Below are 24,973 nucleotides of genomic sequence, written 5' to 3' on the forward strand. Positions count from 1 at the left end.
CAGGCCAGCACGACTGGCGACGAATCTTTATACCATGTCACTCAGAGGGAAAAACGCCCTGGCAGGCTCAGCGAAAGGCTACGGCATGTAAGCGATTGCATAGGTTCCTCCGATCTTTCTTTGCTCTGATTTTCGACAAACGTTTGCGTCGACAAGACGCGGTGTGCAGCCAACTCAGGTGGCGCGCAGCAGGGACTTCATGTGCTCGATACGCCGAAAGAATTCGCGCTCGAACGTGCGCTCCCTGGCAAATGCGATGCCTGCTTCTGCCATCTTTCGCATGGTGCTGGGCGAGCGGCTGAGCTCGACGATGACCTGAGCCAAGGCATTCGAGTCACCCATGGGCACTTGCCGACCCGCGTCACAGATCCTCAGAAGACCTGCAAACGCTTCGTTGTCGTAGCCCACGATGGGAACGCCACAGGCGATGGTTTCCAGATACGTGCAGGAGGGGTCGCCTTGGCGGTGGCAGCAGACGAACAGATCCACTGAGGTGCGCAGGTGTGGCATGAGCTCTGTAGCGAAGTCGAGCACCCCCTTGAGGTGCACTTGATTGTTCAGTCCATTCGCTGCGATCTCGCTGGCCATCGAGGCTTTCAGCGGGCCGTCGCCAAAAATCTCCATGACAAAGGGCAGGCCCGCTTTCTTCAAAGCCACTGCGACGTTGACAAGGTGATCCGCACCCTTCATCGCGTTGAGTCGCCCCGAGAAAGCCAGGCGCAAAGGCCGCTCGGTGGTCCATGCGCTGGGCAGATCAACGAGCGATCCCGCTGAAGGAATCATGTCTTCGCTCACTCGGCTGTCGAAGTACAGCAGGGTGTTGGCATTCAGGTCTTTGTAGGCCTCGTAGGTCGGCGTGCCGTTGCATTGCACACCAGCGGCATGCCGTGCTGAAGACTCGTTGGCCCTTTCCTGCCCTCTTGCCCAAGCCCTTCTGCGCCAGCGGCGCCAGAACGGAGGGTTGTCCGCGTCGATCACCTGATACCGCGTTTGCAGCGAATACTCGGTGACGAGCACATAGGGCACCCCCTGGCGCGCGCATTCCGCGGCGACGCCGTTCAACCGGTGGTCGGTGCCGCCCATGACCACGCCGGCAGACAGCATGGTTTCTCTGGCTTTGGCGGTGTCAAAGGGGGCGATCACGAGTTCGTAGGGCAGGGTGTCCGGGTCTACCCACAGATCGTCCAGGTTGTCGGTGCCTGGCGCCTCATCCGGCTCGGCCACAAGCGTGATCGGACCATCCCAGAGGTCCGTGTAGCTCTGCATGCCACTCAGAAATTTCCCGGTGAGCCGAACCTTCCCAGGCCGGCCGATACCGATGGGCAGGCTGGGGGCAATGACGAGTTTGCGATTCACAAAACCTCCGCGGGCCGATGCCGGATGTGAGGCCGGTGGGCAACGAAACTGAAGATGTGTCCATGAGACACGATTTGAGAGCCCAACACCGGCGCATGAGGCTTGGTGCCCGGGCGACGGGCCGTGCGTGTGGCCTTGAAGGTCAACGCATCGGGGTCGAGTTGAATTTCGACATCCTGGAAGTCCAGCATTTCCTCGGTGCTGGGGTACTGCCATTTGAAATAGGCTTCCTTGGCACTGAAAATTCGCGTGACCCAGCTCGTGCCGAGTGCGGGCGCCAGTCGGGACACGGTTTTCAGTTCGGCAGCGGTGCAGATCGAGGGCCACAGCGCAGGCTCTGCCCGCTCGTCCGTTTCGATGTCGACGCCCACCGATGCCCACTGGCTCTTCAAGGCCACGACAGCGGCGCAGCACTCGGACGAGTGAGAAATCGAGCCCACCAATGAGGTGGGCCACAGCGGCGAGCGGTCTTGCCGTGCCGGAATGGCGCAATCTGGCCAGCCCAGGCGGCGCATGGCCGCACGCGCAGCCGCCCGCCCAGCTGCAAACTCCCTTTGCCGGCGCAAAACGGCTCGCGCCATGGTGTCACGCTCTTCGGGCCACAGCGTTTCAGGGTGCCCATCCACACCGGTACAGACGACCGCGAGGTCTGGCCCCACCAGGGACTGCAACGCCACCTGAAGTTGCTCGTGGGTGGGCGTGACGGAGGCCAGCATGCTCAGTTGCTGCCTTGCCCGGCGCGCATGGCACGCCGCCTGGACATGGCATCCACCCGCATCTGCGCACGTTCAGCGGTCTCCTTGACCGCCGCCTCGGTGTTTGCAGGGCGGTCGTCGAGGTGTCGCGCCAGAGCTTCCAGTGTCGGGAAGCGGAAGATGTCCGTGATGCTGAGCTTGGTGCTGCCGAGCACCTGACGGATTTCGCGGTGGGCCTGCACAGCGAGCAGCGAGTGGCCGCCCAGCGCGAAGAAGTTGTCTTTGGCGCCGACTTGCGGCACGCCCAGCACGCGCGCCCAGACCTCGGCAATCGTGCGTTCCACATCGTTTTCGGGCGCCACAAAGACTTCGGTGCGCTCGCGCAGCGTGGTTTGCGATGGTGCGGGCAAGGCCTTGCGGTCCACCTTGCGGTTGGGCGTGAGGGGGAACTCGTCCACGGTGACAAAGTGCGCGGGCACCATGTGCTCGGGCAGGCGGGTGGCGGCCCAATCGCGCAGGCGGTCGGTGGCCACGCCGCCGTCGGCCCGCAGATAGGCCACGAGGCGAACGTCACCAGGCTGGTCCTCGCGGGCCACGACCACCGCCTGACGCACGCCATCGGCGGATTCCAGCACCGCCTCGATTTCACCGAGCTCGATTCGGTAGCCGCGGATCTTCACCTGGAAGTCGGCGCGGCCCAGAAAGTCGATACGGCCGTCCGCGCGCCAGCGGGCCAGGTCGCCGGTGCGGTACATGCGCGCGCCAGCGGGCGCGGCGCATTCGGGGCGCACAAAGGGATCGGCCGGAAAGCGCTCGGCCGTGAGATCGGCACGCTGCCAGTAGCCACGGGTGACGCCGTCGCCCCCGATGTAGAGCTCACCCGGAACACCCACCGGCACGGGCTGCTGGTTGTCGTCGAGCACGTACATCTGGGTGTTGGCGATCGGCCGCCCGATGTTGACCACTGCTTCGCCCGTGCTTGCTGTTTCGGTGGACGACCAGATGGTGGTTTCGGTCGGTCCGTACATGTTTTCGATGGACGCCTTCGTCACCTGCCCCAGCTCTGCCACCAGCGTGCCGGGCAGCGCCTCGCCACCGATCATGAGGTGTTGCACCTGCGAGAGCGCCATTCGGGCCTCGTCGTTCATGGCAATCATGCGGGCCATGCTGGGCGTGCATTGCAGGTGGGTGACGCCATGGCGCTGGATCTGGGCGGCGATGGAGAAGTCGTCCTCCGCAACAACACTGGCCTGGTTGGTCAGGCGCAGCACCTCGGCCAATGGGGTCAGGCTCCGCAGCACCTGCTCGGTGGCAATGCCGTAGTCGATCAGGCAGGCGACTTCGCCGACACCGATGCGCTTGAGTTGCTCGACTCGGGCCACGCAGTCGTCCACGGTGCCGAAAAGGCCGGAGTCTTCGAAGTAGCGGAGGAAGGCGAAGTCGAGGATCGCGTCCATCTCTTCGTCGTTGAGCGAACGCAGGTCGAGGTCGAACGGGTTGTTCACGCCCGCCGGCTTCTTGAAGGCCGGGAACGCCCACGCGTATTGCTTGATGAGGCCTGCGGCACTGCGCAGGTAGTCCTTCATGGGTTCGCGGGCCACTGCGCGCGCCTGTTCGCGGTCAGCCGCCACATAAGTGTGCAGCATCAGCGTCACGGTGAAGTGGGCCGGATCGTGTCCCGCGTCGCGCAAGGCCTGGTGGTAGATCTTGATCTTGCTGCCGACCTCGTCCACGGTCTGACCCAACAGGTGGGTGAGCACGTTGGCGCCAATGGATCCGGCCTCCTTCCAGGTCTCGGGGTTGCCGGCGGTCGTGACCCAGACCGGCAGTTCCTTGGAGACCGGGCGTGGCTGCGTGACGACGTTGAAAGGCTCGCCGTTGACAGTGGGGAAGGGCACCGCTTCGCCGCGCCAGAGGCGGCGCAACTGGTCAATGGTCTCGAACATCGCCTTCTTGTTGTGGGGCGGCGTGTTCTGCGGGCGAAGCACGAAGTCGTCGGGTTGCCAGCCGGAGGCGATGGCCAGCGCTGCGCGGCCATTGGTGAGGTTGTCGATGATGGCCCACTCTTCGGCAATGCGCGCGGGGTGGTGCAGAGGGCCCACGCAGCTGCCAGCGCGCACGCCGATGTTTTTGGTGACGGCAGCCACCGCGGCGCCCGTCACCGACGGGTTGGGGTAGGGGCCGCCAAAGGCATGGAAATGCCGCTCGGGCGTCCACACCGCGCAGAAGCCATGCTGGTCAGCGAACTTTGCGCCCTCCAGCAGCAGCTCGTATTTCTTGGGGCCGGCGCCGTCGTCGTTACCCCAGTAGTAGAGGCTGAAGTCCATCTTCTGGGCAGACACGGGCGCACGGCCGCTGGAGACGAGCGCGCGGTTTTCGTCGCTGGAGAGCACGAGCTTGAAGCCGCGCGCCAGCGTATAGAACAGTTCCAGCACCGAGATGTCGAACGACAGGCTGGTGACCGCCAGCCAGACGCCCGGCGGGTCATGGCGAATGCGGTCGTCCATGCCCCTGAAGAAGTTGGCCACGTTGCGGTGTTCGACCATCACGCCCTTCGGGCGGCCGGTCGAGCCTGACGTGTAGATCATGTAGGCAATGTCGGATGGGCTCACGCCGCTGGCCGGGTTCGTGTCGGGCTGAGCCGCGATCGCAGTGTCCTGGTCGATCACCAGCACCTGGGCCTTGTGGGGCGGCAAGCTGTCGAGCAGTGTGGACTGCGCGATGATCACCGGCGCGCCGCTGTCCTCGATATAGAGGGCAATGCGATCCGGCGGGTAGGCGGGGTCCAGGGGGACATAGCCGCCACCGGCCTTCTGGATCGCCAATGCGCCCACGAGCAAATCCAGCGAGCGCGGCGTGTACAGGCCCACCAATGTGCCGGGGCGCACGCCCATGGCCGCCAAACGGTGTGCCACCCGATTGGCCCGCGCGTTGAGTTCGGCGTAGGTGAGCGCCGTGCCTTCGAACACCACGGCAGTGGCCTGCGGCGTGCGCAACACCTGCGCCTCGAAGAACTGGTGCACGCAGGTGTTGCGCTCGTAGTCGCAGCGGGTGTTGTTCCAGCCGTAGAGCACTTGCTCGCGCTCAGCGGCAGACATGATGGGCAAGCGCCCCAGTGGGGTTTGCGCGGCGGCGGCGTCGCTCAGCAGGTCCAGCACACTCTGCAGACGCTGGGCCAGCTGCGCTGCGGCTGCATCGGGCAGACGCGTGGCGTCGTGCCAGAGCGACAGCGCGCCTTGCGCATCCACCTGCACAGTGACCGCACTGCCTTCGACGAAGCCGGCGCCCTCCGACAGACCCACCTGAGGCGTTTGCAAACCTTTGATGGCGGGGTCGCGCAAGGCCAGGTCAAGTGCGAATGCGGGTGCACGGCGCGCTTTGTCGAGCAGCGCGGTGCAATGTTCGGCAAAGCTGGAGAAGGGGGTGTCGCCTGCCGCAGCCAGGCGCAGGGGCACCCAGCGCGACAGGTAGCCGGGTGCGGTGGGCGTGGACCCGCACTGGTAAGCGAGGTCAAAGGCGGACTTGCCGCTCACGCGGGCCACCCAGGCCGCCACAGCGGCTACCAGGCGGTCACCTGCGAGGCCCGCGGGCGCGCGGAGTGGTGTTTGCTTCAGCGCGGCGGGCGCGCTGCTGGCGGTCACCGAAGGAAGGTCGATGGCTTGTGGCGACTGCAAGCAACGCCGCCAACCGTCTTCACCGGCCACCACGCTGGCCATGGCAGCAGTCAAAGCCTGCGCCTGGGCTGCGTCGAGTGAGTGCAGCCGATCACCCGCTCGTGTGACGGTGGAGGGGCAGACTGCTTGAGCCTTGAGATCGCGCAAACCGGTCAGGCGCACGGGTCGCGAGGCGGTGGCGACCACCAGGCCCGCCGGTGTGGCCTCCAGCACGTCGCCAGGGGCGGCGTGGGTGGCAGCCTCTTCGAGTACAGCGCCTGTCACAGCAAACACGCGGCCACCGATCTCCACCTTGGGCACGGTCAGCGGGTTCCAGTAGGTGCTGTGGTCGAGCGCGCAGACCAGCGCCACCAGCGCTTCGCCATCTTGTGCAAAGTCCAGTCTTGCGGCTGCGGCTGGGCGGTCCAGGCGGGCGTGGTAGCTGCGCTGGCTGAGGTCTTGGCGCACGCGCTGCGGGCCTGGCCCGCGCAGGTCGGCCAGCAACTCGTTGAAGCTCTCCATGGCGGCTTCGTAGCAGCGTGTGTTGAGGGTGAGGGCCGTCTCGTTGGGGCCCATGTCGAACAGGCGCTGTTTGACGATATCGCCCTCGTCGATGCCGCCTTCGATCATGTGCCACGTCACGCCGTGTTGCTTCTCGCGGTGCAGGATGGCCCACACGGGCGCGTTCAAGCCAGCGTGTCGGGGCAGTGGGCCGTCGTGGAAGTTGATGGCGCCTTTGGCTGCGCGGTCCAGCACGGCCTGTGGAATCACCGACAGGTTGGCGATGCTGAACAGCCAGTCAAAGCGGACATCTGACAGCCGCTCACCCAATCCTTCGCCGGGCGCTTCGACCCGAATGCCTTGGTGCACGGCCCAAGCTCTGATGTCTGCATTGCGGGTGACCACCGCCTCGACCTTGTCGCCACCTTGCAGCACACGCTCTGCACACTGGATCAACAGGGACTCATTGCCCATCACCACACAGGAAAAGCTGCTCATGTATCGCTCCGAAAACGGGGAAAGACTCAGGCCGACTTGGTGGGTCGACCACCCACGAGCTTGCGCTGCCAGAGGCAGCGCACTGCGTGAGAGACGAGGTCGCTCAGAAAACGCTCGGGGCCATGGGCGCGCTTGGTGCCGAGAGCCTGACGCAGCATCAACAGCATCGAGCCGGCCAGGTAGGCCAGGGTGGCCAGGCCCGCGTACAGGGCGCCATGGTTCTTGGTGTAGTACCAGAGCCGGGAGTCAAACCAGTACCCCGGCATGCGCTTCCACGACTTCATGCCCGTGGATACCGAGCCAATGTGCATGATCCGGCTCTCTTTGACATATCGGCAATGCCATCCTGCGCGCTGCGCACGCAGGCAGAGATCGGTTTCTTCGAAGTAGAGGAAGAACTTCTCGTCAAACAGGCCGATGTCGTCGAGCGTCTGGCGGCGGATCAGGAGGCTCGCGCCGGCCAGCCAGTCCACATCCATGGAGTCGCTGGGTTCAGGGATCGCGACGATGTGGCGGCGCAGCAGACGGGAAACAGGACCGGTGCGAGCCGCAGACTCGAACTCGCTGAAGATGGAGGGAAAGCGAAATGCCGTGTTGTGATAGACGCCGTCCTGCCCGAAGGTGTAGCCACCTGCGAAGCCACACTTCGGGTGCATTTGCATGGCATCCAGCAGCACGCGCAGCGAACCGGGTTCCGGAAAGGCGTCGGAGTTGAGGAGGTAAACAAAGTCGGGTGCGGAACCGTCGGGCAGTCCAAGCCGTATGGCCACGTTGTTGCCGGCGCCAAAGCCACCGTTGTTGCCCGATGCGACCACGCGAACGCGGTCCCATCCGCGAGCGAGCACCGTGTCCCGAATCTTCTCGTACGAGCCGTCCCCCGAGTCGTTGTCCACCACTGTGATGGCGCCGCTGATGTCCGCCATTTCCCTCACCGCAGACTCAAGTGCCTGCAGCGTCATGTCGGCCGTGCGGAAGTTCAGCAGGACCGTGAGAATGGTGGAGCCGTTGTTCATGGGTTCAGCGTCGCTTCGGCTTCGTGGATGCAGGTTTTGATGTGGCTTGCGAGCACTCGCACATTGGGCTCAAGCACCATGGAGTCGTGATCGCCAGGGACTTCAATGACGCGCAGGCCCGGCATGTGGCGTGTCCAGTCGTTGTCTTCGAACACGTACTCGCGCGCGGCGCTCACCCAGCGCCCGCGCGTCACCTTCCAGTGCTTGTCGAGGGGCGGGCGGAAGAGCACGGCTGGCCCGTTCCAGGATTGCAGGGGATACACAGGCAAAGCCGCGCGGAAGGCCGATTCGATCTCCGCGTTGTGCAGTTGGTGGGCACTGGCGGTTGGTGCCGCGTCGCCGCGCCTGCGCTCCAGCTCCCATGCGATGCGGTCTTGCACCCACCGCTTGATGAAACCCAGGCCGCCGCGGCGCAGTTCAACGAGCTTGATGAGCAGCTTGTCTGCCGTCGAAAGGTAAGGGCGCACGGGCAAAGGCGTGTCGAGCATCACCAGCAGTGCCACTTTCTCGCCCGCAGCTTCCAGCTGGCGCGCGATTTCGTAGGCGGTAATGCCACCACCCGAGAACCCGCCCAACAGGTAGGGCCCTTTGGGTTGTACCTGCCGCATTTCGGCGATGTAGTCGGTTGCGGCTTCCACCAGGGTGTCGTGTGGCGCCTGATCGCCATACAGGCCACGCGCCTGCAGTCCGTAGAAAGGCCGACCCACGCCAATCAGGCGCGCGAGGTGCCGAAGATTGAGCACGTTGCCGAACATGCCTGCCACCAGGAAGAACGGGGTGCGTTCGCCTCCTTCGCCATCGTGCATCGCCACCAGATGCGTGAAGCGGCGTTTGGGGGCCGAGCTTGCCACGGGAGCGCCAGGTTCTCCATCGGTGGAGGTGTCGCCGATGCGCTCGCGAATCATGGCCGCGCACAACGCAATCGTTGGTGCCTCGAACAAAACGGAAATCGGGAATTCGACGCGGTACGCCTTTTTGACCATCGCAAACAGCCGCACAGCGATCAGCGAGTGGCCGCCCAGGTCAAAGAAGCTGTCCTCAACGCCCACCTGGTTCACACCCAGCAACTCTTCCCAGAACCCGACCAGCGTGCGCTCCACGTCGTTGCGCGGCTCCACATAGTCGCTGTCCAGATCGGGACGCTGGAATTTCTGACCCGAACCCGCTTCTTCCGCCACGGCCTGTCCCGCTTGCTGGATGAGCGTCTCGAGCTTCATCGAAGACACCACGACTTGGGAAAGCCCCGTGCCCAGCACCCGCCCGAAGGCATCAGCGCCTTCGTTGGGCAGGATGCCCTGCGAGATGTTGTGCTGCAGCTGTTCCTCAGCGGGTGACAGCTTGATGTGGGTGTCGGTGCGCCGAGCATCTTCAAAGACCAGCTCGCGCGCATCAATCCGGGTGTTGGAGGTGGCAAAGCCGCCTTCCTGCAGCCGTTTGATGGAGAAGCCGAGTACCTCTACGCAGACCTGGCCCTCTGCGTCGCACAGGGTTACATCGAAGACCGCGAAAGGGGCATCAGCGCGGTTGTCCTGTGCGTTGCGCACCCAGCTCACCAGGTGGGCGGGAAGCGCGCGATGGACCCGCACCTCGCGGTACGAGACCGGCACCCAGAGGTGGTCGGGGGCATAGCCTGCAATGAGTCGCATCGCCCAGCCTGTGGCCAGATCGAGCAGGGCAGGGTGGAGCAGGTAGCCTTCTTTGTCGATGTCTGCGTGAAATGCAGACGGCAGTTGAAGGCGTGCGACGCCCTCGTTGCGGCCGTATGCCACCGACTGAAGGACACGCCAGCGTGGCCCGAAATCGAGGTGTTCTTCCTGGGGAGAACGGAGACCTGCGGGGTCTTCCTCCCGGTGCTGCAGGCATCGGCCTGTGATGTCAGCGATGTCCAGGGCAGGTGCGACGGGCAATGGACCCGGTACCAGCGTCGCCTGCGCGTTGAGCTGGAAGCCCTGACGGCCTTCAAACAGGACATCGCTGCGGATTTCCAGGGCATAGCCCTCATCGCTGCGTTCAAGTCGTGTCCGCACGGAGCGGGTCTGCCCGTCATTGACTTCAAGTGGACGGAAAAAGTACAGGTCGCGTATGGTGAAGGGGCCTGTTTCCCCGTTGCCACGCAACGCCTGGGCCGACAACTCAAGATAGCCGGTGCCCGGCAGCAACGCCTGGCCGCTCGCGGTGCGGTGGCCGTCCAGAATCCACCGATCCTGTGTTTGCCATTGCGCCATGAACACACGGTGACCAGCAGCATCCAGGGTGGACTCGTCCAGCAGCGGGCTGCTGAGCGGTTGTCGTGGCGCCGGGGCCGCGTCACCCAGTCGGCTCGCCATGGCTTTTGCAGCCATGCCGACTTCGTTCCAGATGCCCCAGTCGATGGCCTGCACGCGTGTGCGGTGACCAGCGCGGCTGTGCGCGTAGGCGTTGAGGTACTCGTTGGCGGCCACGTAGTCGACTTGACCCGCTGGCGCGGTGACGGTACTGGTCGAGGAGAACAACACCATCTGGTCGATGCTGCCGTCGGGAAAGAGCTCGTGCAGGATCTGCATGCCATGCACTTTGGGTGCAAACACTTCCTCGACGGCGCCCGATGTTTTTGTCAACAGCGGACCGTCGTCCACCACACCGGCTGCGTGCACCACCATGTGTATGGCGCCAAAACGCTGGCGGGCGAGGGCTATCGCTGCCTGCATGTCCTTGATGTTGCACACGTCGGCCGCCACCACGAGCACCTCGGCGCCCAGAGCTTCGAGCCGACGCACCGCACGGATACGCATTGCCTGTGCGCTGTGCCCATCCGCACTGCGCAGCAGGGCCTCCCATGTTTCGGTGGCAGGCAAAGGCTGGCGAGTGAGCAGTACCAGTCGCGCACGCTTCTCACGAGCCAGGCGTTCCGCCACCGTCAGGCCAATGCCGCCCAGACCGCCTGTGATGAAGCAGACGGTGCCGTTCGCGAGTTGCTGTAGCTCGGGATTGGCAGGCAACGCAAGAGGTGCGAAGCCCAGCTCAAACCGTTTTTCTCCGCGCAGGGCCGCCACACGGTTGCCAGGTTGCGCGAACAAGTCCTCCAGCACGCGGTCCGCCAGTGCTTCGATGGCTTCGGGCCGAGGCTTGGCTCGCCAGCCCTTTTCCACGACGGGCAACATGAGGTCCAGCACCGTGCAGGTGAGACCAGGCAGCTCTCGGGGCGCAACGCGCGCAGGACCCATCACCGTGGCCTTCTCAGGGTAAGGCAGTGGCTCGTCCCTGACGCGCACGGCGCCGGTGCTCAGCACCGTCAGGTGCAAAGGCTTGGGGAGGTTTTCCGCGACAAGCGCTTGCGACAGGAACAGGAGGCTGAAGAAACCCTGCTCAAGGTTGCGCTGAAAGAAATTGCTGCCTGGACGGAAGCGCTCGTCGCGCGTCACCAGCCAGCCATGCACGATCTGCTGCGGTACGCGGCCTGTGGCCATGAGATCTCGCATCAGGTCGTCGTAGCCTTCGCGGCCACGCTCGGGCGCCAGCAGGTACTCATCCTCGCTCACGCGGGCAAACACATCGCCTGCACGCACCAAGGTGACGCGGTGTCCAGCGGTTCGTAGGCGCGCCACAAGGCTTTCGGCCAGCCCCGCTTCATCCATGAAGAACAACCAGCTTTGCGGCGGTGTGCTTGCAAGATCCTGGGTGACGTCGAAATCCACATCGGCCTGGCGTGGCCGCCAACGCGGCTGGTAACCCCATTGACCGATGTCGTCCGACCGGATCAGAGGCGCAGCGGTTGGCGTCGCGTGGCGTGCTTCGCCGGGTTCGATGAAGTAGGGCTTGCGCTGGAACGCATACGTAGGGAGTGGGACGCGATGACGGCGTGCCTCACCCCAGATCGGCTCCCAGTCGACCGCGACGCCGTTGGCCCAGAGCCTGCCCAAGGTGCCGAGGAACCAGACGTCGTCGGCAATGGCGTGCTCAGGATGTCGCAGGGAGTTGATGACCTGCGATGAGGGAACCCCGTTTGCCTGACTGAGCGAGCCCAGCGCTTTGCCGGGGCCGACCTCCAGGTAGACCCGTTTCGGGTTGGCCTGTGTCAGTGTGGCCAGGCAGTCCGAAAAATTGACCGTGTTGCGCAGATGACCGACCCAATAGAGGGGATCGGTGGCCTGCTGTGCACTCAGGGGCTTGCCATCGCGGTTGGAGATGATCTGCAGCTGCGGCGCGCTCAGGCGAATGCTTCGAAGATAGGCTTCGAATCGACCCAGAATGGGATCGAGCATCCGCGAATGGGCCGCAATGTCGATCTGGACGCGCTGCGGCTCGATCTCGCGGGCGCGCAGCGTCGCCTCCAGCGCATCAAGCGCGTGCTGAGGGCCTGACACGACGCAGAGCTCAGGCGCGTTCACGCTGGCCATGTCCAGCTCGTCGCCGAGCAAGGCGCGCACCTCTGCCGCAGGTAGCGGCACACTGAGCATGCCGCCCATGGGCACGGTATCGAACAACTGCCCTCGCAACAACACGAGGCCGATGCAGTCTTCGAACGACATGACCCCCGCCAGACACGCCGCAGTGTTCTCACCCATGGAGTGGCCCACCAGCGCAGCCGGTTTCACACCCCAAGACATCCACAGCTGAGCCAGTGCGTATTCCACGATCATGATCAGCGGCAACTGCACCGAGGGCCGCTTGAGCCTGTCCACCGCATCGGCGTGGTGATGGGCCTCGGGAAGCCACAGTGAACGGATGTCGTAATCCAACGAGCGCTGCAAGACGTCGAGGCCGCGATCCATCCAGTCCTGGAATACCGGCTCCGTGGCATAGAGCTCGCGGGCCATGCCTGCATACTGCGCGCCCCCGCCCGGGAACATGAAGATGACCTCGGGGTCCTCGCCCAGGTGGCTGTGGGTGAACACCCGTCGGGTATCTGTGCCTTCGAGGAGGGTTGCGGCCTCATCGTGCGTCGCAGCCACCAGCACGCGCCGGTGCTCAAATGCCCGACGACCTGCTTTGAGCGTGAACGCCACATCGGCGAGCGGCTGTTCGGGGTGCGAGCGCAAATGCGAGGCGAGCGCCTTGGCGTTTGCGTCCAGTGCGGCGCGCGAGCGCCCGGAGACGACCAGCAATTGAAATGGCCAGTCTGATGGATCCGAGGGCGCCACGACCGGGGCCTCTTCCAGGACCGCATGCGCGTTGGTGCCTCCGACGCCTAGCGAGTTCACACCAGCACGACGAGCTCCTTTATGGGACACCCATGGCCTGAGCGCATGGTTGACTTGAAAGGGGCTCGACTCGAAATCGATGGATGGGTTCGCTTGCTCGTACCCCAGGCTCGGGGGGATTTCCTGGTGCTTGAGCGCCAGTGCGACCTTGATCAGGCTCGCCACGCCTGCAGCGGTGTCGGTGTGACCGATGTTGGTTTTGACAGAGCCAATGCGGCAGAAGCCGTTTTCGTTCGTCGTTTCGCGAAACGCCTGCGTCAGCGCGGCGACCTCAATCGGATCACCAAGGTAGGTGCCCGTGCCATGGCACTCCACGTAGTCAATGGTCTCGGCCGATACACCGGCCACGGCCTGCGCCTCGGCAATGGCTTTGGCTTGGCCGTCCACGCTGGGCGCTAGGTAGCCCGCTTTGGCCGCACCGTCGTTGTTGACGGCAGTGCCTTTGATGACTGCCCAGATGTGATCGCCATCGCGCAGTGCGTCTTCAAGCCGGCGCAACACCACGACGCCCGCTCCCGAGCCAAACACGGTGCCCTGCGCGCGATGATCGAAGGCATGGCAGTGACCATCCGGCGAGAGGATCTCCCCCTCCTGAAAAATATAGCCCCTGGCGTGTGGCAGCTCGATCGTCACGCCTCCAGCCAGTGCCATGTCGCATTCGCCACTCAGCAAAGCCTGACTTGCGTAATGCACGGCGACCAGTGACGTGGAACAAGCGGTCTGAATGTTGACGCTGGGTCCCTTGAGGTCAAAGATGTGACTGACTCTGGTCGAGAGAAAGTCCTTGTCATTGCCCGTGTGGCGCAACAGGAACATGCCCGTATTGGCCACGAGATCCGGGTTTGAGCAGATATTGAAATAGAAATAGCTGCCCATACCGCAGCCGGCGTAAACCGCGATGGGTCCAGAGAAACTTTCTGGTGGATGCCCCGCACTTTCGAGTGCTTCCCATGCCACTTCCAGAAACTGGCGGTGTTGGGGATCCATGATGGCCGCCTCCTTCGGACTGAAGCCGAAGAAGTCCGCATCGAAATGTTCGAAACCGTCCAGCACCGCCGCTGCAGGTACATAGTTTCGGTGGCGCATGCGCTCCGCGCTTTCGCCAGCGGCCAGCAACTCCGCCTCCGTGAGCTGGCGGATGGACTCGATGCCTTGGCGCAGGTTGGACCAGTAGGCTGTTGTGTTTGCTGCACCCGGAAGGTGAGCGGCCATACCCACGATGGCGATGTCATTCGATACGTCTGATCGCGTGTTCACACAGTTCTCACAGGCACGGTCACCCACTCATACCCCCCATTGGGTGAGCGATTATGGCTCACTGGTTTGTTGTCCAGTGTGCGTTCATTCACACTTTCGGGGGATCCGTGGGCGTCGAAAAGGAGCTGTCGCCAAAGTGGCTGTTTCCAAAGTGGCTGTTGCCCGATTGGCTGTTGCGGAAGTTGGTGTCACCCAGCACACCGAACTGACTGCGGTCATTGAGCACTTCGTCGACCAGATGAACGTCGATCAATCGGGCCTCTGCAGCAAATCCATAAACGAGTGCCGTGTCGCAGAGGATGTTGATGCTTCGCGGGATGCCTTGCGCGGCCTTCGCGATTTTTGAAGTGGCCAAAGGCGTGAACAACTGACGCTCTCGGCCGGCGACCTTCAGCCGGTGGTCAATGTAGTCACCGACTTCCACCGAATTCAGCGGCGAAATATAGAAATCGGCGGCGACGCGCTGCGCGAACTGTTGCAGCTCAGGCCGTTTGAGCAGCGTGCGCAGCTGAGGCTGACCGACGAGGACCACTTGCAACAGCTGGTCTTTGTCAGCGTTGATATTGGAAAGCATGCGCAGCGACTCCATCGCTGCCGGATTGACGTTTTGTGCCTCGTCAACGATGAGGACCACCCGGTTCTTCTTGCTGTATTCCGCGATCAGGAAACGTTGAAAGGCGTCGTAGCGCGCGACCGGCGATGTGCTTTCGTAGGGTTGACCGAAGGCCAGCATGATCCACTCGGTGAGGTCGGCGAGATCGGGGTGGGTATTCGTCACCAGCCCGACCTTGACATCGTTCCCCAGCTCATTGAGCAGCCTGCGGATCAGGGTGGTCTTGCCGCACCCGATATCACCGCAGATGACGGTGAAGCCAGCCCTGTTGTGAATGGCGTACTGCAACATGGTGTAGGCCAGGGAATGGCGCTTTCCCATGTAGAGGAAGTCGGGGTCTGGCTGGATGGAGAAGGGCTTTTCTTTCAAGCCGTAGAAGGATTCGTACATGTCGTGTGCGGTGGTGAATGCCGCAAATTCGGCAGCGATCGATAGGTTCCGCCAAAAGGGCCGGGAGGCAGCAAAACGAGGGGTTTGGTCGCTCGGTGAGGCGGATCGTCCAGCAAGCAGCCCCGCCTGTCCATCGATCCACTGTAAACATTATCGACTACGATCCCGCCACAAATCGCAACGGGCGGCGGCTGTGAATTCGATTGACTGTACTTATGAACGATGTATGTGAAATATGTGGAGTGCCTGTCTCGCTGGGCGACCTGAACAGCCACGTCAGGCTGTTCACCGACCCCACGCTCAGAGCAGACGGAGCCTGGCTGCTCACGCTGAACACGGAAATGCTGGCTCGGGGCGTGCGCGAACCGGATTACTGGAATCTGGTCAAAAAGGCCGATGTCATCACGGCGGACGGGATGCCGCTGGTATGGGCGTCTCGAATCAAGTCCCCAAAGACGCCCATACCGGGCCGCACCACGGGTGTGGATCTTGTGGATGCGATCCTGCGCGGTGATGCCGTGGCGCCTTACGCCGTGATTGGTGGGAAAAGCCCGCTAAAAACCATTGAGCGCTATGGGCGTGTGGCGGTGGAGGCCTGCAAGTACGTGTTTGATGGTCGCGTGGACATGTCCGCGGAGCAGCTTGACTTGTTTTGTCGCGAATTGAGCCTTCGTGAGGTGCAAGTGGTGTTCATTGCCTTGGGTGTACCCAAGCAGGATCAACTGGCTTTTGCGCTTCGCCAACGAATGCCGCGATTGATGCTGACCGGCATCGGCGGAACGTTCGAGATTCTCGGGCCAGAAGGCAGCCGAGCACCTCAGTGGATGCAAAAAACGGGCCTGGAGTGGGCGTTCCGCCTTTTCAACGAACCTGGGCGACTCTGGCGGCGTTATCTCATCCACTATCCCCGTGGCGTTTGGGCTTTGCTGAAGGATTGTGTGACCCTCGGGCGATGAGGGGCGGTGCAGGCCCTGGTGCCGAAAAGGGTGAGCCGTCGAATTCGGCTGATTCGTAAGCGGCCGCAACAATCGTATTTTGATCGGCGCGCTTTCTGCTAAGCGTTTTTGTACAGGACGATCCTCGCCCGCCGTCAGCCTCCCTGCAAGGGGCGGCCGCTTCCACGGACCACGTGGCGCTGCAGATTGCGCCTCTCGTCCGCATCGCTCACGCAACTTGTAACAAACGCCACCGAGACCGAATTTCGAGCCTCGATAATTGCGCCTTCGCATTGTGGATGTCGTGTGACCGTGTCGTTTGTCTCTGGTGTTTCAGGCTCAAAAAGCGTTGCGGGTATTGCATACCGCTCGAAGCTTGTGAGAGGCCGTTTGGCGGGTTCTCAGTGCTTTTGTAGCGCTGCATATCCCGTTCGTCGCCGTGACGTTATTCACGCTGACCGACCCTTGGAAACTCTCACCCATGGCGATTCACAGCGCCCCCTTTAATCGAAGTTCGCATCAAAGCCCAGTCGTTTCCAGCAGGTCACCTTCCATGTCCAACCTCTCCCAACTTCGCACCCGCAGCTCGCAATTGGCCGCTGTATCGGTTCTTTTTTGCGGCGTCCTGTCCGCCTGCGGTGGTGGCGGCGGCGGTGACTCTGCCGCTGACCTTGAGGAAGCGCAGCGTGCTCGAAATCGCACGCCCACAACGGCACCTGCAAAGACTCCCGTGACGGCACCGGCACCGGCACCGGCACCGGCACCGACTACTTCACCGGCACCTGCACCTGCACCTGCACCTGCACCGGCGCCTGCACCTGCACCTGCACCGGCTCCTGCACCGGCTCCTGCCTCAATGATGCCGACGGTCAATTCCGCCAGGATCCCAGCAAGCACGGCAGGCGCCAGCGCCGAAAGAGTCAGCACGACGGGCGAACGGCCGGGCGCTGGCGATGGCACGGGCGCTTTCCGGACGGTTTGCGATTACAGCCACATGGCTTTCGACGACCCGATCGTGTATCCGGGGCAGCCAGGCCGCTCGCATTTGCACACCTTCTTCGGTAACACGGGTGTGACCGGCAATTCAACCGCCGCAACGATCGCAAACTCTGGAAACTCAACGTGTCGCGGTGGCATCGTGAACCGCAGCTCGTATTGGGTGCCATCAATGATCGACACGCGTGACGGCACGCCGCTGAGACCTTCGGAATCACATTTCTATTACAAGACGGGCTACTACGGCGTGGTGCCAAGCTCTGTTCAAGTGTTGCCTGCAGGTCTTCGAATGATTGCAGGCGATGCGAAAAACACGACTTCGAGTGGTCCATTCGCCTACAGTTGCCACGGCGACAACATTGCTGCGCAGCAGGGCCCCGGTATCCCGAACTGCCCTGTGGGTTCTGAGGTCTGGCAACACATCTACTTCCCACAATGCTGGGACGGCGTGAACCTCGATTCGCCCGATCACAAGAGCCACATGGCATATCCGACGGCGGGTCGGGGTTGCCCTGCATCTCACCCGGTGCCGCTGCCTGAGATCACCTTCAACATTGTTTACCCGGTGACCGAGGCCAACGCACCTCTGCGCTGGCGCCTGTCCTCCGACAACTACGGTTCGAACCTCCCGGGAGGCTACTCCGCCCACGGGGACTGGTTCAACGGTTGGCGCGCAGACATCATGGACACATTCGTCCGGAATTGCGATCGCCCCGCCATGGACTGCGGATCGCACATGCTGGGCGACGGTCGGGTGATCTATTGATGTTGCTGGACCCCGGTCAAACCCGGGGTGCCGCGACAGTTTCCGTTGGCGGATTCAAAAGTGCCTTCGGCACCACGTATCTTGCGCCATGTGGCGCGGTCCATTCCAGGCGGATCCTCTGGTCTGCAGTGGGCAACTGGCTGACAACCACCTCCACGGGATAGAACCTGCCTGCAGCAAGCTCGACCAACTCGCCGGCGGTTGCGCCTTCGCCAGCGACCACTTTGCGCGCCACCAGCACCCTCATGTGCGGAGCATCGGCATGAAAACGGTACTTGCCACTCAAAGGCGCCTTGATCCACCCACTCCAGCGCACGGAGGCTGCTGCTGGCGCTGAAGTGCCTGCGGGCCATTGAACGGCCCCGTCGAAGTCGACCACTTCATCGACGCGAACCACCTGCGCGGTTCCGCGCAAGTCAGTTCCCGAGAAATACTCCGCCCGCAGACCTGTGCCCACGGCGTTGGCCGCCGTGCAGATGTCTGCGCGCTCGGCGGCGCGAAGCAGCTCTGCAGACATGCGATCGCCCGCACCTTCACGTTGGGCTGGCGCTGATCCGACGTGACGCCACACAAGCAGTGCTGCCACACTGGCCGCGACCAGGGTCAATGCGGTTCCGACAAGGATTCGCCGCGATGGAGTTGAAGATATCCGCATACGTATGTGACTTTAGCCTCTGAGTCGCAGAACAGAAAGTCGGTTCCACTGGATGTCCATGCGCGTCGGCCGGCCGATCAGCCGCTTATTGTTCAGCGACCACGTGTCCATTGTGAAGAAGCGCGTCTCGACCGAACGGCGAGTGTCACCGCGGCATAGACCACGAAACCCCAAGGCGCACGCAGGGCCATGCCGAGCACCATGCCCAGGGTCGGCGCCATTTTGCCTTCGTTGAGGAGCAGATGCGGCCACTTCTCTGCGATCTCTTTGACCCCTTGGTCCTGTCGGCGCCTGACCTTTACCAGGCGGCTGAATCCCTCAACCATGGGCCATTCGTAGGTGGCTGTCACGCCTTTGCGCTCATGCGGTGCGAAAAGCAATCGAACGTAGGTGTCGTCGGAAATGATGTCGGGAAACTTGCCCCACCGCGAACGGCCGGCTGCGTTGACAGCGAAGGCGCCAAATCCAGGTGCTTCGCTTTGAGCAAACGGCAGCATTTGCCAGAAACGTGCGTAGGCGCGAGTCACAGAAGACTGCGCTTTGGCAATGCGCGGGCTTCCGCTGGCGTAAAGAGGTGCTTCAGTGGCACTCAAGGCCTCGACCAGCATTCGGATCAAGCTCGGGCTCACCAGAACGTCGGCATCAAGGTACAAGCGCAGCTCACCGGCCGCAGTATCGTCGCCCACGTTCAGTGCATTGAGTTTTCCCGGCTGCGCAAGATCGATAACTTGAAGATCCCATCCGATGCGTGCAGCAGCGGATTCAAAGGAGCGAGCAACATCCACGGTCCGGTCTGTGCAGGCGTTGGCTACCACGAGCACCTGGACTGGCGTGTCCACAGGATCAGAGCCGAACAGCGCACGGAGGCAGGCGGCAAGGTACGCCTCCTCATTGTTGGCAGGCACGATGATCGCAAGTCCATGAGCGGCACGCTTGCTGGTGAGGGCTTGTGTCATGCCTGTCCTCGAAACAACCGGGCAAGCTTGCCCGCTTCCACGTCGATGTCGTGGCGCGCATTCACCCGCAGGCGTGCACGAGCGCCCATTTCCTGCATTCGGGAAATGTCGCAGCTCAACGCTTCGGCCAATGCGCATGCCAGAGCCTCGACATCCCCTGGCGCCACCAGCCACCCATCCTGGCCGTGCCGCACGAGCTCCGGGATACCCGCGACAGTGGTGGTGACCACAGGGCGTCCAAGGGCCATGGCCTCCATGATGACCACCGGGAGGCCTTCTGCAAAACTCGCCAGCACCATGGCTCTGGCTGCCAACATTTCTTCACGCACTTGCTGGCTGCTGATCCAGCCCGTGATGCGCACGTTGTCCTGCAAGCCGTATCGATGAATCATCGCCTCCAGCTCCTCGCGCATTTCCCCGTCGCCAGCGAGCACAAGTTCGAAATGAACGCCCTTGCCCTTTAGCAGATGCACGGCCTCCAGCAAGATGAGTTGCCCCTTCTGTTCGCAGAGTCGGCCCACGCAAACAAGGCGGGGCGTATCGGTCAGCACGGTTCGTTCAGCGCCCTCGTGGAAGCTCTTCTCCAAACCACAGTGCACGACTTGAATGCGTTTCCAGTGTGCATGTGCTACCCAGCGGTAGAGTTGGCTGCGCCCGAATGAGCTGATGGCGGCGACGAATGCCGCACGCTCGATTTTCGTCCCGAGGTGAAGCGCTGTTGGTTGATCGAACTCCTCCGGTCCATGAACTGTGAACGAGTAGGGCGCTCCGCCCATCGTCCTGGCCAGCATGACGATCTCGCTTGAGTTCGTGCCAAAGTGGGCGTGTACGTGGTCGACGGGGCGTTGACGCAGCTGAGCCAGCATTCGACATGCTTCCGCCACGTAAACCAGGTGATAGGGGAGGGATCTGCCGGAGCCTCGACTCATGCTCCAGGCCAGACGCAGCGCCTGCAGGAAGGCAAACGGCGTGCGGAAAAACTGCGCGATCAGTGCCCCGATCAGACCTTGCCAGCCATGACGCAAGACATAGAACGTCTTGCGTTGCTCCGTCACATCGTCCGGATCTACCAGCGGGTCAGCCCAGCCGCGCAAAGCGAATCGCTGTACCTCGAATCCCGCGCGCTCCAAGGCCAGGATTTCTCTGCGAATGAAGCTATGGCTGACTTTGGGATATTGGTTGATGAAGTACGCGATTTTCATGGCTGTGATTGCCCTCTGGCGGTTGCGCCAACAATGATCGCCGTCAGAGAACCCATCTCAAGGATACAGTTCAACGACAGTCCTGCGAGATGTCTGCTCAGTGCCTCGTCCACTGCATGAAACGAGGCGGCCCGTATAGCGACGAATACGATCAATCCCGCCGTGCCCGCGCACGCCAGCCAGGTAGACCTTGGCGCCCCCCAAGCCAAGACGACCATTGCGGCGAAGACGGTTGCACCAACGACAGGCATGGCGGCAAGAAAAGCCTCCTGGTACTGCTGGCGTCCCTCGTACCAGCCGTGCGAATGGGCTGCCTTTCGCGCGATTTCCGTGAGCGCGGATTGAATGTCCAGTTGCTTGTTGATGCCCAGCAGGACCATGCCAGCCAGCAGGGTGTCCCAGACGAGCCTCTCGTGGTGGCTCAATGTGCGGTGGAGGTGGCCTGCGCGGCGCGTCACCCTGTAGCAGGCCCACGCTGCACAGATGTAAAGCAGAACGGTGATCCAGCCGCCCGGCGTGGGGTCGCCGATGCCAGGTGACCAGGCTCCGATCCATCCCTCGTTCATGTGCCGCGCCCCACGACTATTTGTATTCGATGAGCCGCCCGGAGCGTCCCAGCAGCTTGGTCAAGCCGAACTTGAGCACGCCCTGGGCTTCGGCAAACTTCCCGGCCACGCTGAAAAAAGCCAGGGCCGGCGATCTGGTGCGAAAGGCGAGGCGAGCCCACTGCAAGGGATAGAGCAATGCCAGTGCGGCTGCACGAGGGTCGACTCCAACGACCAGGCCGGCAATCGCGATAGGCAGAAGCAGTCCCCAAAGTACCGTGCGCGTCGTTTCTCGTACCCAGTGACGTTCGGGAGATGCGCCGTGCAGCCATGCGCCTTCGGCAAACGCGTGGCCTGCTCGCACGGTGCGGCGCCACCACTGTCCCCATCGGGTGATGGCAGCGTCGTGTCGCGTCATCTCGATATCCAACCGATGAATGCGCCACCCTTTTCTGCGCAGCCGCACGCACAACTCAGGCTCTTCTCCGGCAATCAGTTGGTCGCGATAACCGTTCACCTGAACCAGCGCATCGACGCGCATCAGCGCATCACCTCCGCAACTCAGCGCGTCGCCGATCGGGGTGTCCCATTCGAGATCGCACATCTGGTTGTAGATCGACGCCTCTGGATGACGTTCTCTGCGGCGGCCACACACCACGGCACAGTCCGGATGGGCATCGAGATACCGGCTCGCTTGATCGAGCCATCCTGGAACCACTTCACAGTCGCCATCAATAAACTGCACGTAGCGCGTTTGCGGGTGGGCATTGATCAGGAGGCGGTAGCCGGCATTTCGGGCGCGTGCAGCCGTAAAAGGTATGGCCATATCCAGGGCGAGCACCTCAGCCCCCAGACCCTGAGCCATCTGCACCGATCCGTCGGTGGATCCCGAGTCCACGTAGACGGCTGCGGCAATAAACGGCACCACGGATTCGAGGCACACGCGCAGCCGATCACCTTCATTGCGACCGATGACCACGGCACCTACGGACGGTGTGGGTCGCACTGTGTCGTTGTCGGAGTGTGGGGTATTCACGATGTGGGCCAATCTGTTTGACTCGAGTCCGAGGAGGTCCCACCCAGTGTGTGGTTGTAAGCGCCATTGATGCGGTCCGTCCGGCGTCTGCTCACGCGACGCAGAGACTTTCGGGGTACACCAAGAAAGCGGATGTAGTGTGCCATCGCAACGCACGGCGCCACCCAAGCGCAGCGGCTTCGCTCAAGCCGAATGAGGAGTTGTGTGACTTTGTTGCCTCAGGAGTCGAGGCGGGGTGCCGGCGGAGGTGCTTTCGGCGGCAGACAACGTGCGGGAATGCCAATGGCCGTGTGGCGTGCGGGCACATCCTGCAGCACGACCGCATTCGCACCGATCACGGCATGCTCTCCCACGAAGACGGGTCCCAACAACTTGGCCCCCGCACCGATGTCGACGTGACCCGCGATGACAGGTGTTCCACCAGAAGCCAGTGTGCCTAGCGTGACCTGCTGAAAGATCAGGCAGTTGACGCCGATGCGAGCGTCAGGGTGGATCACGATGCCATTCGGGTGCGGGAGCAGGAGACCACCGCCAATCTGGCAGTTCACAGGGATGTCTGCGCCCGTGAGCGCGCTCCAGAAGCGGTGCCGGGCGGTGGCCCACAGGCGCAACGGATACAACCAGGCGCCTCCGCTGCGCCAGCGCTGGTGGTCGCGAATGCTCTTCAACAGGCGCTTGCCAGGATTCCATTCCCCCGGGGCCAGTTGTTCGCGCTGCCAGTCGGGGGCTGAGGCGCTCAAGGGTTCGGCGGGCTGCTTGGGGTCATTCATCGCGACATTCATCCTTGCATCTGCCTGCAAAGTGCCCGGTGCTTGGGGGCGGATATTCTGTTGACCACGTTCAAGAAGTGCAGGCGCGGATTGTGTATCTATTCACACCAGTTGCTACCAGCATTGGTTTAACATCCTCTGCGTAGCAACAAATTGTGACACGGCCCATGCGAGATGCAGTGCATCTTACTCATGCTGTCGTCGCGTTGATCACGTTGCGTCATCGTTTCAGTCTGAAAGAGCCGCACTGGGCTGCCGCACCGGTCGTTCACATACCTAGGAATATCCAACATGAAATCTGCACTGCAATCGATCCTGTTCTTGTGGCTGCTTCTTGTCGGTGCATCCGCAGGGGCGCAGTCCGCCACACCCTACCAGCTGCGTCATGGAGACGCGCTGACCGTGTCGGTTTGGAAGGAAGAGGCGCTGCGCATGGAAGTGCGTGTGTTGCCCGATGGGAGCATCACGTTTCCTTTGGCCGGTCGTATCGAGGTTGCGGGACTGACGACCCCTCAAGTGGAGCAGCGCATCACCAGCAAGATCAAGGAGTACATCCCTGAAGCGGTGGTCACCGTTGCGGTGACGGGTATCGACGGCAGCCGCGTTTATGTGCTGGGCAAGGTGGCCACTCCTGGGCTCGTGACGCTGATGTCGCCATCCACCACGGTTCTGCAGGTGCTCAGCCAGGTGGGCGGTGTGGACCGGTTCGCGGACGCGAACTCGATCCGGGTGTTGCGCCAGACCAGTGGTGGGTCCACGGTCTTGCCAGTGCGCTACAACGATTTGATGCGCGGCAGCTCTCTGGAAACCAATGTGGTTCTGCTGCCCGGTGACACGATTCTGGTGCCTTGAACATGATGAAGGCACACACCTTTTTGTGCGCGGCCCTCGCCCTGTGGGGCAGCGCCGCGAACGCTCAGCAGTCCGTGAGACTCGGCGCTGAAGTCGAGAGAATCGAGAATCCGCTGCTTTCCAACGTGAGCCCAGGTGGTGCGACGGTGGTGCGGCTGTTGCCGAGTTATGAATACGAGACGCAAAGGGATCGAATTCGCTCTCGTTTCACCTTGGGCGCTGTGCTTGAGCGATCGAGCAACACGCAGTTGCTGGCCAGTCGCGATTACCCGAGCCTTGGCTATACGTGGGGATACACGTGGCCGACGGCGAGCCTTGAATTGCGGGCCAGCCTGGCCGAGTCCGCCACGCGCAACACGGAACTGCAAGACTTTGGCCGCGTGACTGTGGATAGCCGGGAGCGCACGGTGTTGGCGGGTGCCACATGGACCAAAGAGCTGACGGCACGCACGCGGATGGCCCTCGGATTTGAAGACAACCGCGTCAGCTACGACACGCCGTTGCTCCGGGGCTACCGGGAGCAGGAGATCAACAGCCGGTTTTCGTGGGAAGCGTCGGAGCGGACCTCGTATTTCATCGAGCCCGCCCACGCGCGGTTGACGCCGTCGGGCGCTGGTGCCACATCCACATTGAATCGTTTGCTCGTCGGCATGACGGGCGAGCTCGCTCCCGATTGGTCGCTGACCGTGTTTGGTGGGCAAGCGCGCACCGGCAGCACACAGAAGAGGTCGGACAATGTCGGTGGCCTCCGTCTGAACTATGCGGGCAGTCGGATCTCGACTGCCGTGGAATGGGCTCGCGACATGGAACCCGTTGGCACGATCGCAGGCTACGCGCGCACTGAAGCGCTGCGTTTGCGCGTCGCGTACCAGCTCACCGACAAAGCGACCGTGGCAGCCACTGCGTCGCGCAGCCGGTCGGTCGGCTTCACGAGCGGCACGGGTAGCGTGATCAGTGTCACGCTTGAGAACGAACTGGCGGAGCGGTGGTCTTCCGTTCTGGGCGTTGAAGACCGACGGGCGACGGATGTGGTCGGGGCAACGGGTCGCGGCTGGGCCGTCCGGGCGGGGCTGGTTTACTTGTTTTCTGGCCGCTAGAGGCGAT

General features: G+C 62.7%; 16 protein-coding genes. 4 read left to right on the forward strand and 12 right to left on the reverse strand.

Features of this window, described 5'->3' with window-relative positions:
* Window positions 1–174: 174 nt before the first annotated feature.
* The 6 genes from KXJ60_RS20090 to KXJ60_RS20115 all read right to left on the reverse strand — a co-directional run bounded on the left by KXJ60_RS20090 (window position 175) and on the right by KXJ60_RS20115 (window position 15,156).
* Entirely contained in the window at window positions 175–1,266 is a 1,092-nt protein-coding gene (locus KXJ60_RS20090) for a glycosyltransferase (protein WP_291131869.1), read from the reverse strand.
* Window positions 1,267–1,352: 86 nt separating this feature from the next.
* Complete coding sequence (locus tag KXJ60_RS20095; RefSeq protein ID WP_291131871.1) at window positions 1,353–2,072, reverse strand: 4'-phosphopantetheinyl transferase superfamily protein; 720 nt, start codon at window positions 2,070–2,072, stop codon at window positions 1,353–1,355.
* A gap of 2 nt (window positions 2,073–2,074) precedes the next feature.
* A complete protein-coding gene (locus tag KXJ60_RS20100; protein ID WP_291131872.1) occupies window positions 2,075–6,703 on the reverse strand; it encodes a MupA/Atu3671 family FMN-dependent luciferase-like monooxygenase in 4,629 nt (1,542 codons plus the stop codon).
* Between the two features lie 26 nt (window positions 6,704–6,729).
* Window positions 6,730–7,716, reverse strand: a complete 987-nt coding sequence (locus KXJ60_RS20105) for a glycosyltransferase family 2 protein (RefSeq protein ID WP_291131873.1) — start codon at window positions 7,714–7,716, stop codon at window positions 6,730–6,732.
* Entirely contained in the window at window positions 7,713–14,153 is a 6,441-nt protein-coding gene (locus KXJ60_RS20110) for a type I polyketide synthase (RefSeq protein ID WP_291131874.1), read from the reverse strand. Before KXJ60_RS20110 ends, KXJ60_RS20105 begins: the two co-directional genes overlap by 4 nt.
* A gap of 88 nt (window positions 14,154–14,241) precedes the next feature.
* Entirely contained in the window at window positions 14,242–15,156 is a 915-nt protein-coding gene (locus KXJ60_RS20115; protein WP_291131876.1) for an AAA family ATPase, read from the reverse strand.
* 215 nt (window positions 15,157–15,371) lie between these two features.
* On the opposite strand from KXJ60_RS20115, the gene KXJ60_RS20120 reads away from it, so the two are divergent.
* On the forward strand, window positions 15,372–16,112 hold the full coding sequence (locus KXJ60_RS20120; protein ID WP_291131878.1) for a WecB/TagA/CpsF family glycosyltransferase: 741 nt from the start codon (window positions 15,372–15,374) through the stop codon (window positions 16,110–16,112).
* A 973-nt stretch (window positions 16,113–17,085) separates the two neighbouring features.
* Window positions 17,086–17,853: a DUF1996 domain-containing protein gene (locus tag KXJ60_RS20125; protein WP_291131880.1), complete on the forward strand. Its 768-nt coding sequence runs from the start codon at window positions 17,086–17,088 to the stop codon at window positions 17,851–17,853.
* Between the two features lie 16 nt (window positions 17,854–17,869).
* Here the strand turns inward: KXJ60_RS20125 and KXJ60_RS20130 are convergent, their stop codons facing one another.
* The 6 genes from KXJ60_RS20130 to KXJ60_RS20155 all read right to left on the reverse strand — a co-directional run bounded on the left by KXJ60_RS20130 (window position 17,870) and on the right by KXJ60_RS20155 (window position 23,017).
* Window positions 17,870–18,370: a PA14 domain-containing protein gene (locus KXJ60_RS20130; protein ID WP_291131882.1), complete on the reverse strand. Its 501-nt coding sequence runs from the start codon at window positions 18,368–18,370 to the stop codon at window positions 17,870–17,872.
* Between the two features lie 230 nt (window positions 18,371–18,600).
* Window positions 18,601–19,464: a glycosyltransferase family 2 protein gene (locus KXJ60_RS20135; protein ID WP_291131883.1), complete on the reverse strand. Its 864-nt coding sequence runs from the start codon at window positions 19,462–19,464 to the stop codon at window positions 18,601–18,603.
* A complete protein-coding gene (locus tag KXJ60_RS20140; protein ID WP_291131884.1) occupies window positions 19,461–20,666 on the reverse strand; it encodes a glycosyltransferase in 1,206 nt (401 codons plus the stop codon). Before KXJ60_RS20140 ends, KXJ60_RS20135 begins: the two co-directional genes overlap by 4 nt.
* Window positions 20,663–21,232: a hypothetical protein gene (locus tag KXJ60_RS20145; RefSeq protein ID WP_291131886.1), complete on the reverse strand. Its 570-nt coding sequence runs from the start codon at window positions 21,230–21,232 to the stop codon at window positions 20,663–20,665. The genes KXJ60_RS20140 and KXJ60_RS20145 overlap by 4 nt, the downstream gene beginning before the upstream one ends.
* A gap of 16 nt (window positions 21,233–21,248) precedes the next feature.
* Window positions 21,249–22,190: a glycosyltransferase gene (locus tag KXJ60_RS20150; RefSeq protein WP_291131888.1), complete on the reverse strand. Its 942-nt coding sequence runs from the start codon at window positions 22,188–22,190 to the stop codon at window positions 21,249–21,251.
* A gap of 275 nt (window positions 22,191–22,465) precedes the next feature.
* Complete coding sequence (locus KXJ60_RS20155; RefSeq protein WP_291131890.1) at window positions 22,466–23,017, reverse strand: serine acetyltransferase; 552 nt, start codon at window positions 23,015–23,017, stop codon at window positions 22,466–22,468.
* Window positions 23,018–23,308: 291 nt separating this feature from the next.
* Between KXJ60_RS20155 and KXJ60_RS20160 the strand changes: the two genes are divergently transcribed.
* Both KXJ60_RS20160 and KXJ60_RS20165 read left to right on the forward strand, forming a co-directional pair.
* The gene (locus tag KXJ60_RS20160) at window positions 23,309–23,869 is read left to right on the forward strand and encodes a polysaccharide biosynthesis/export family protein (protein WP_291131892.1); all 561 of its coding nucleotides are present in this window, start codon (window positions 23,309–23,311) and stop codon (window positions 23,867–23,869) included.
* The gene (locus KXJ60_RS20165) at window positions 23,866–24,966 is read left to right on the forward strand and encodes a hypothetical protein (RefSeq protein ID WP_291131894.1); all 1,101 of its coding nucleotides are present in this window, start codon (window positions 23,866–23,868) and stop codon (window positions 24,964–24,966) included. The genes KXJ60_RS20160 and KXJ60_RS20165 overlap by 4 nt, the downstream gene beginning before the upstream one ends.
* The last annotated feature ends 7 nt before the right edge of the window (window positions 24,967–24,973 follow it).

Origin of the sequence: Hydrogenophaga sp. (assembly GCF_019264445.1) — a bacterium.
Lineage (GTDB): Bacteria > Pseudomonadota > Gammaproteobacteria > Burkholderiales > Burkholderiaceae_C > Hydrogenophaga.

What these genes read in the sequence shown, in the direction of transcription:
- KXJ60_RS20120 (WP_291131878.1), top strand. Translation starts at nt 15,372, where the DNA reads ATGAACGATGTATGTGAAATATGTGGAGTGCCTGTCTCGCTGGGCGAC.
- KXJ60_RS20100 (WP_291131872.1), bottom strand. Translation starts at nt 6,703, where the DNA reads ATGAGCAGCTTTTCCTGTGTGGTGATGGGCAATGAGTCCCTGTTGATC.
- KXJ60_RS20155 (WP_291131890.1), bottom strand. Translation starts at nt 23,017, where the DNA reads ATGAATGACCCCAAGCAGCCCGCCGAACCCTTGAGCGCCTCAGCCCCC.
- KXJ60_RS20140 (WP_291131884.1), bottom strand. Translation starts at nt 20,666, where the DNA reads ATGAAAATCGCGTACTTCATCAACCAATATCCCAAAGTCAGCCATAGC.
- KXJ60_RS20125 (WP_291131880.1), top strand. Translation starts at nt 17,086, where the DNA reads ATGGCTTTCGACGACCCGATCGTGTATCCGGGGCAGCCAGGCCGCTCG.
- KXJ60_RS20135 (WP_291131883.1), bottom strand. Translation starts at nt 19,464, where the DNA reads ATGACACAAGCCCTCACCAGCAAGCGTGCCGCTCATGGACTTGCGATC.
- KXJ60_RS20115 (WP_291131876.1), bottom strand. Translation starts at nt 15,156, where the DNA reads ATGTACGAATCCTTCTACGGCTTGAAAGAAAAGCCCTTCTCCATCCAG.
- KXJ60_RS20105 (WP_291131873.1), bottom strand. Translation starts at nt 7,716, where the DNA reads ATGAACAACGGCTCCACCATTCTCACGGTCCTGCTGAACTTCCGCACG.
- KXJ60_RS20090 (WP_291131869.1), bottom strand. Translation starts at nt 1,266, where the DNA reads ATGCAGAGCTACACGGACCTCTGGGATGGTCCGATCACGCTTGTGGCC.
- KXJ60_RS20130 (WP_291131882.1), bottom strand. Translation starts at nt 18,370, where the DNA reads ATGTCTGCAGAGCTGCTTCGCGCCGCCGAGCGCGCAGACATCTGCACG.
- KXJ60_RS20145 (WP_291131886.1), bottom strand. Translation starts at nt 21,232, where the DNA reads ATGAACGAGGGATGGATCGGAGCCTGGTCACCTGGCATCGGCGACCCC.
- KXJ60_RS20095 (WP_291131871.1), bottom strand. Translation starts at nt 2,072, where the DNA reads ATGCTGGCCTCCGTCACGCCCACCCACGAGCAACTTCAGGTGGCGTTG.
- KXJ60_RS20160 (WP_291131892.1), top strand. Translation starts at nt 23,309, where the DNA reads ATGAAATCTGCACTGCAATCGATCCTGTTCTTGTGGCTGCTTCTTGTC.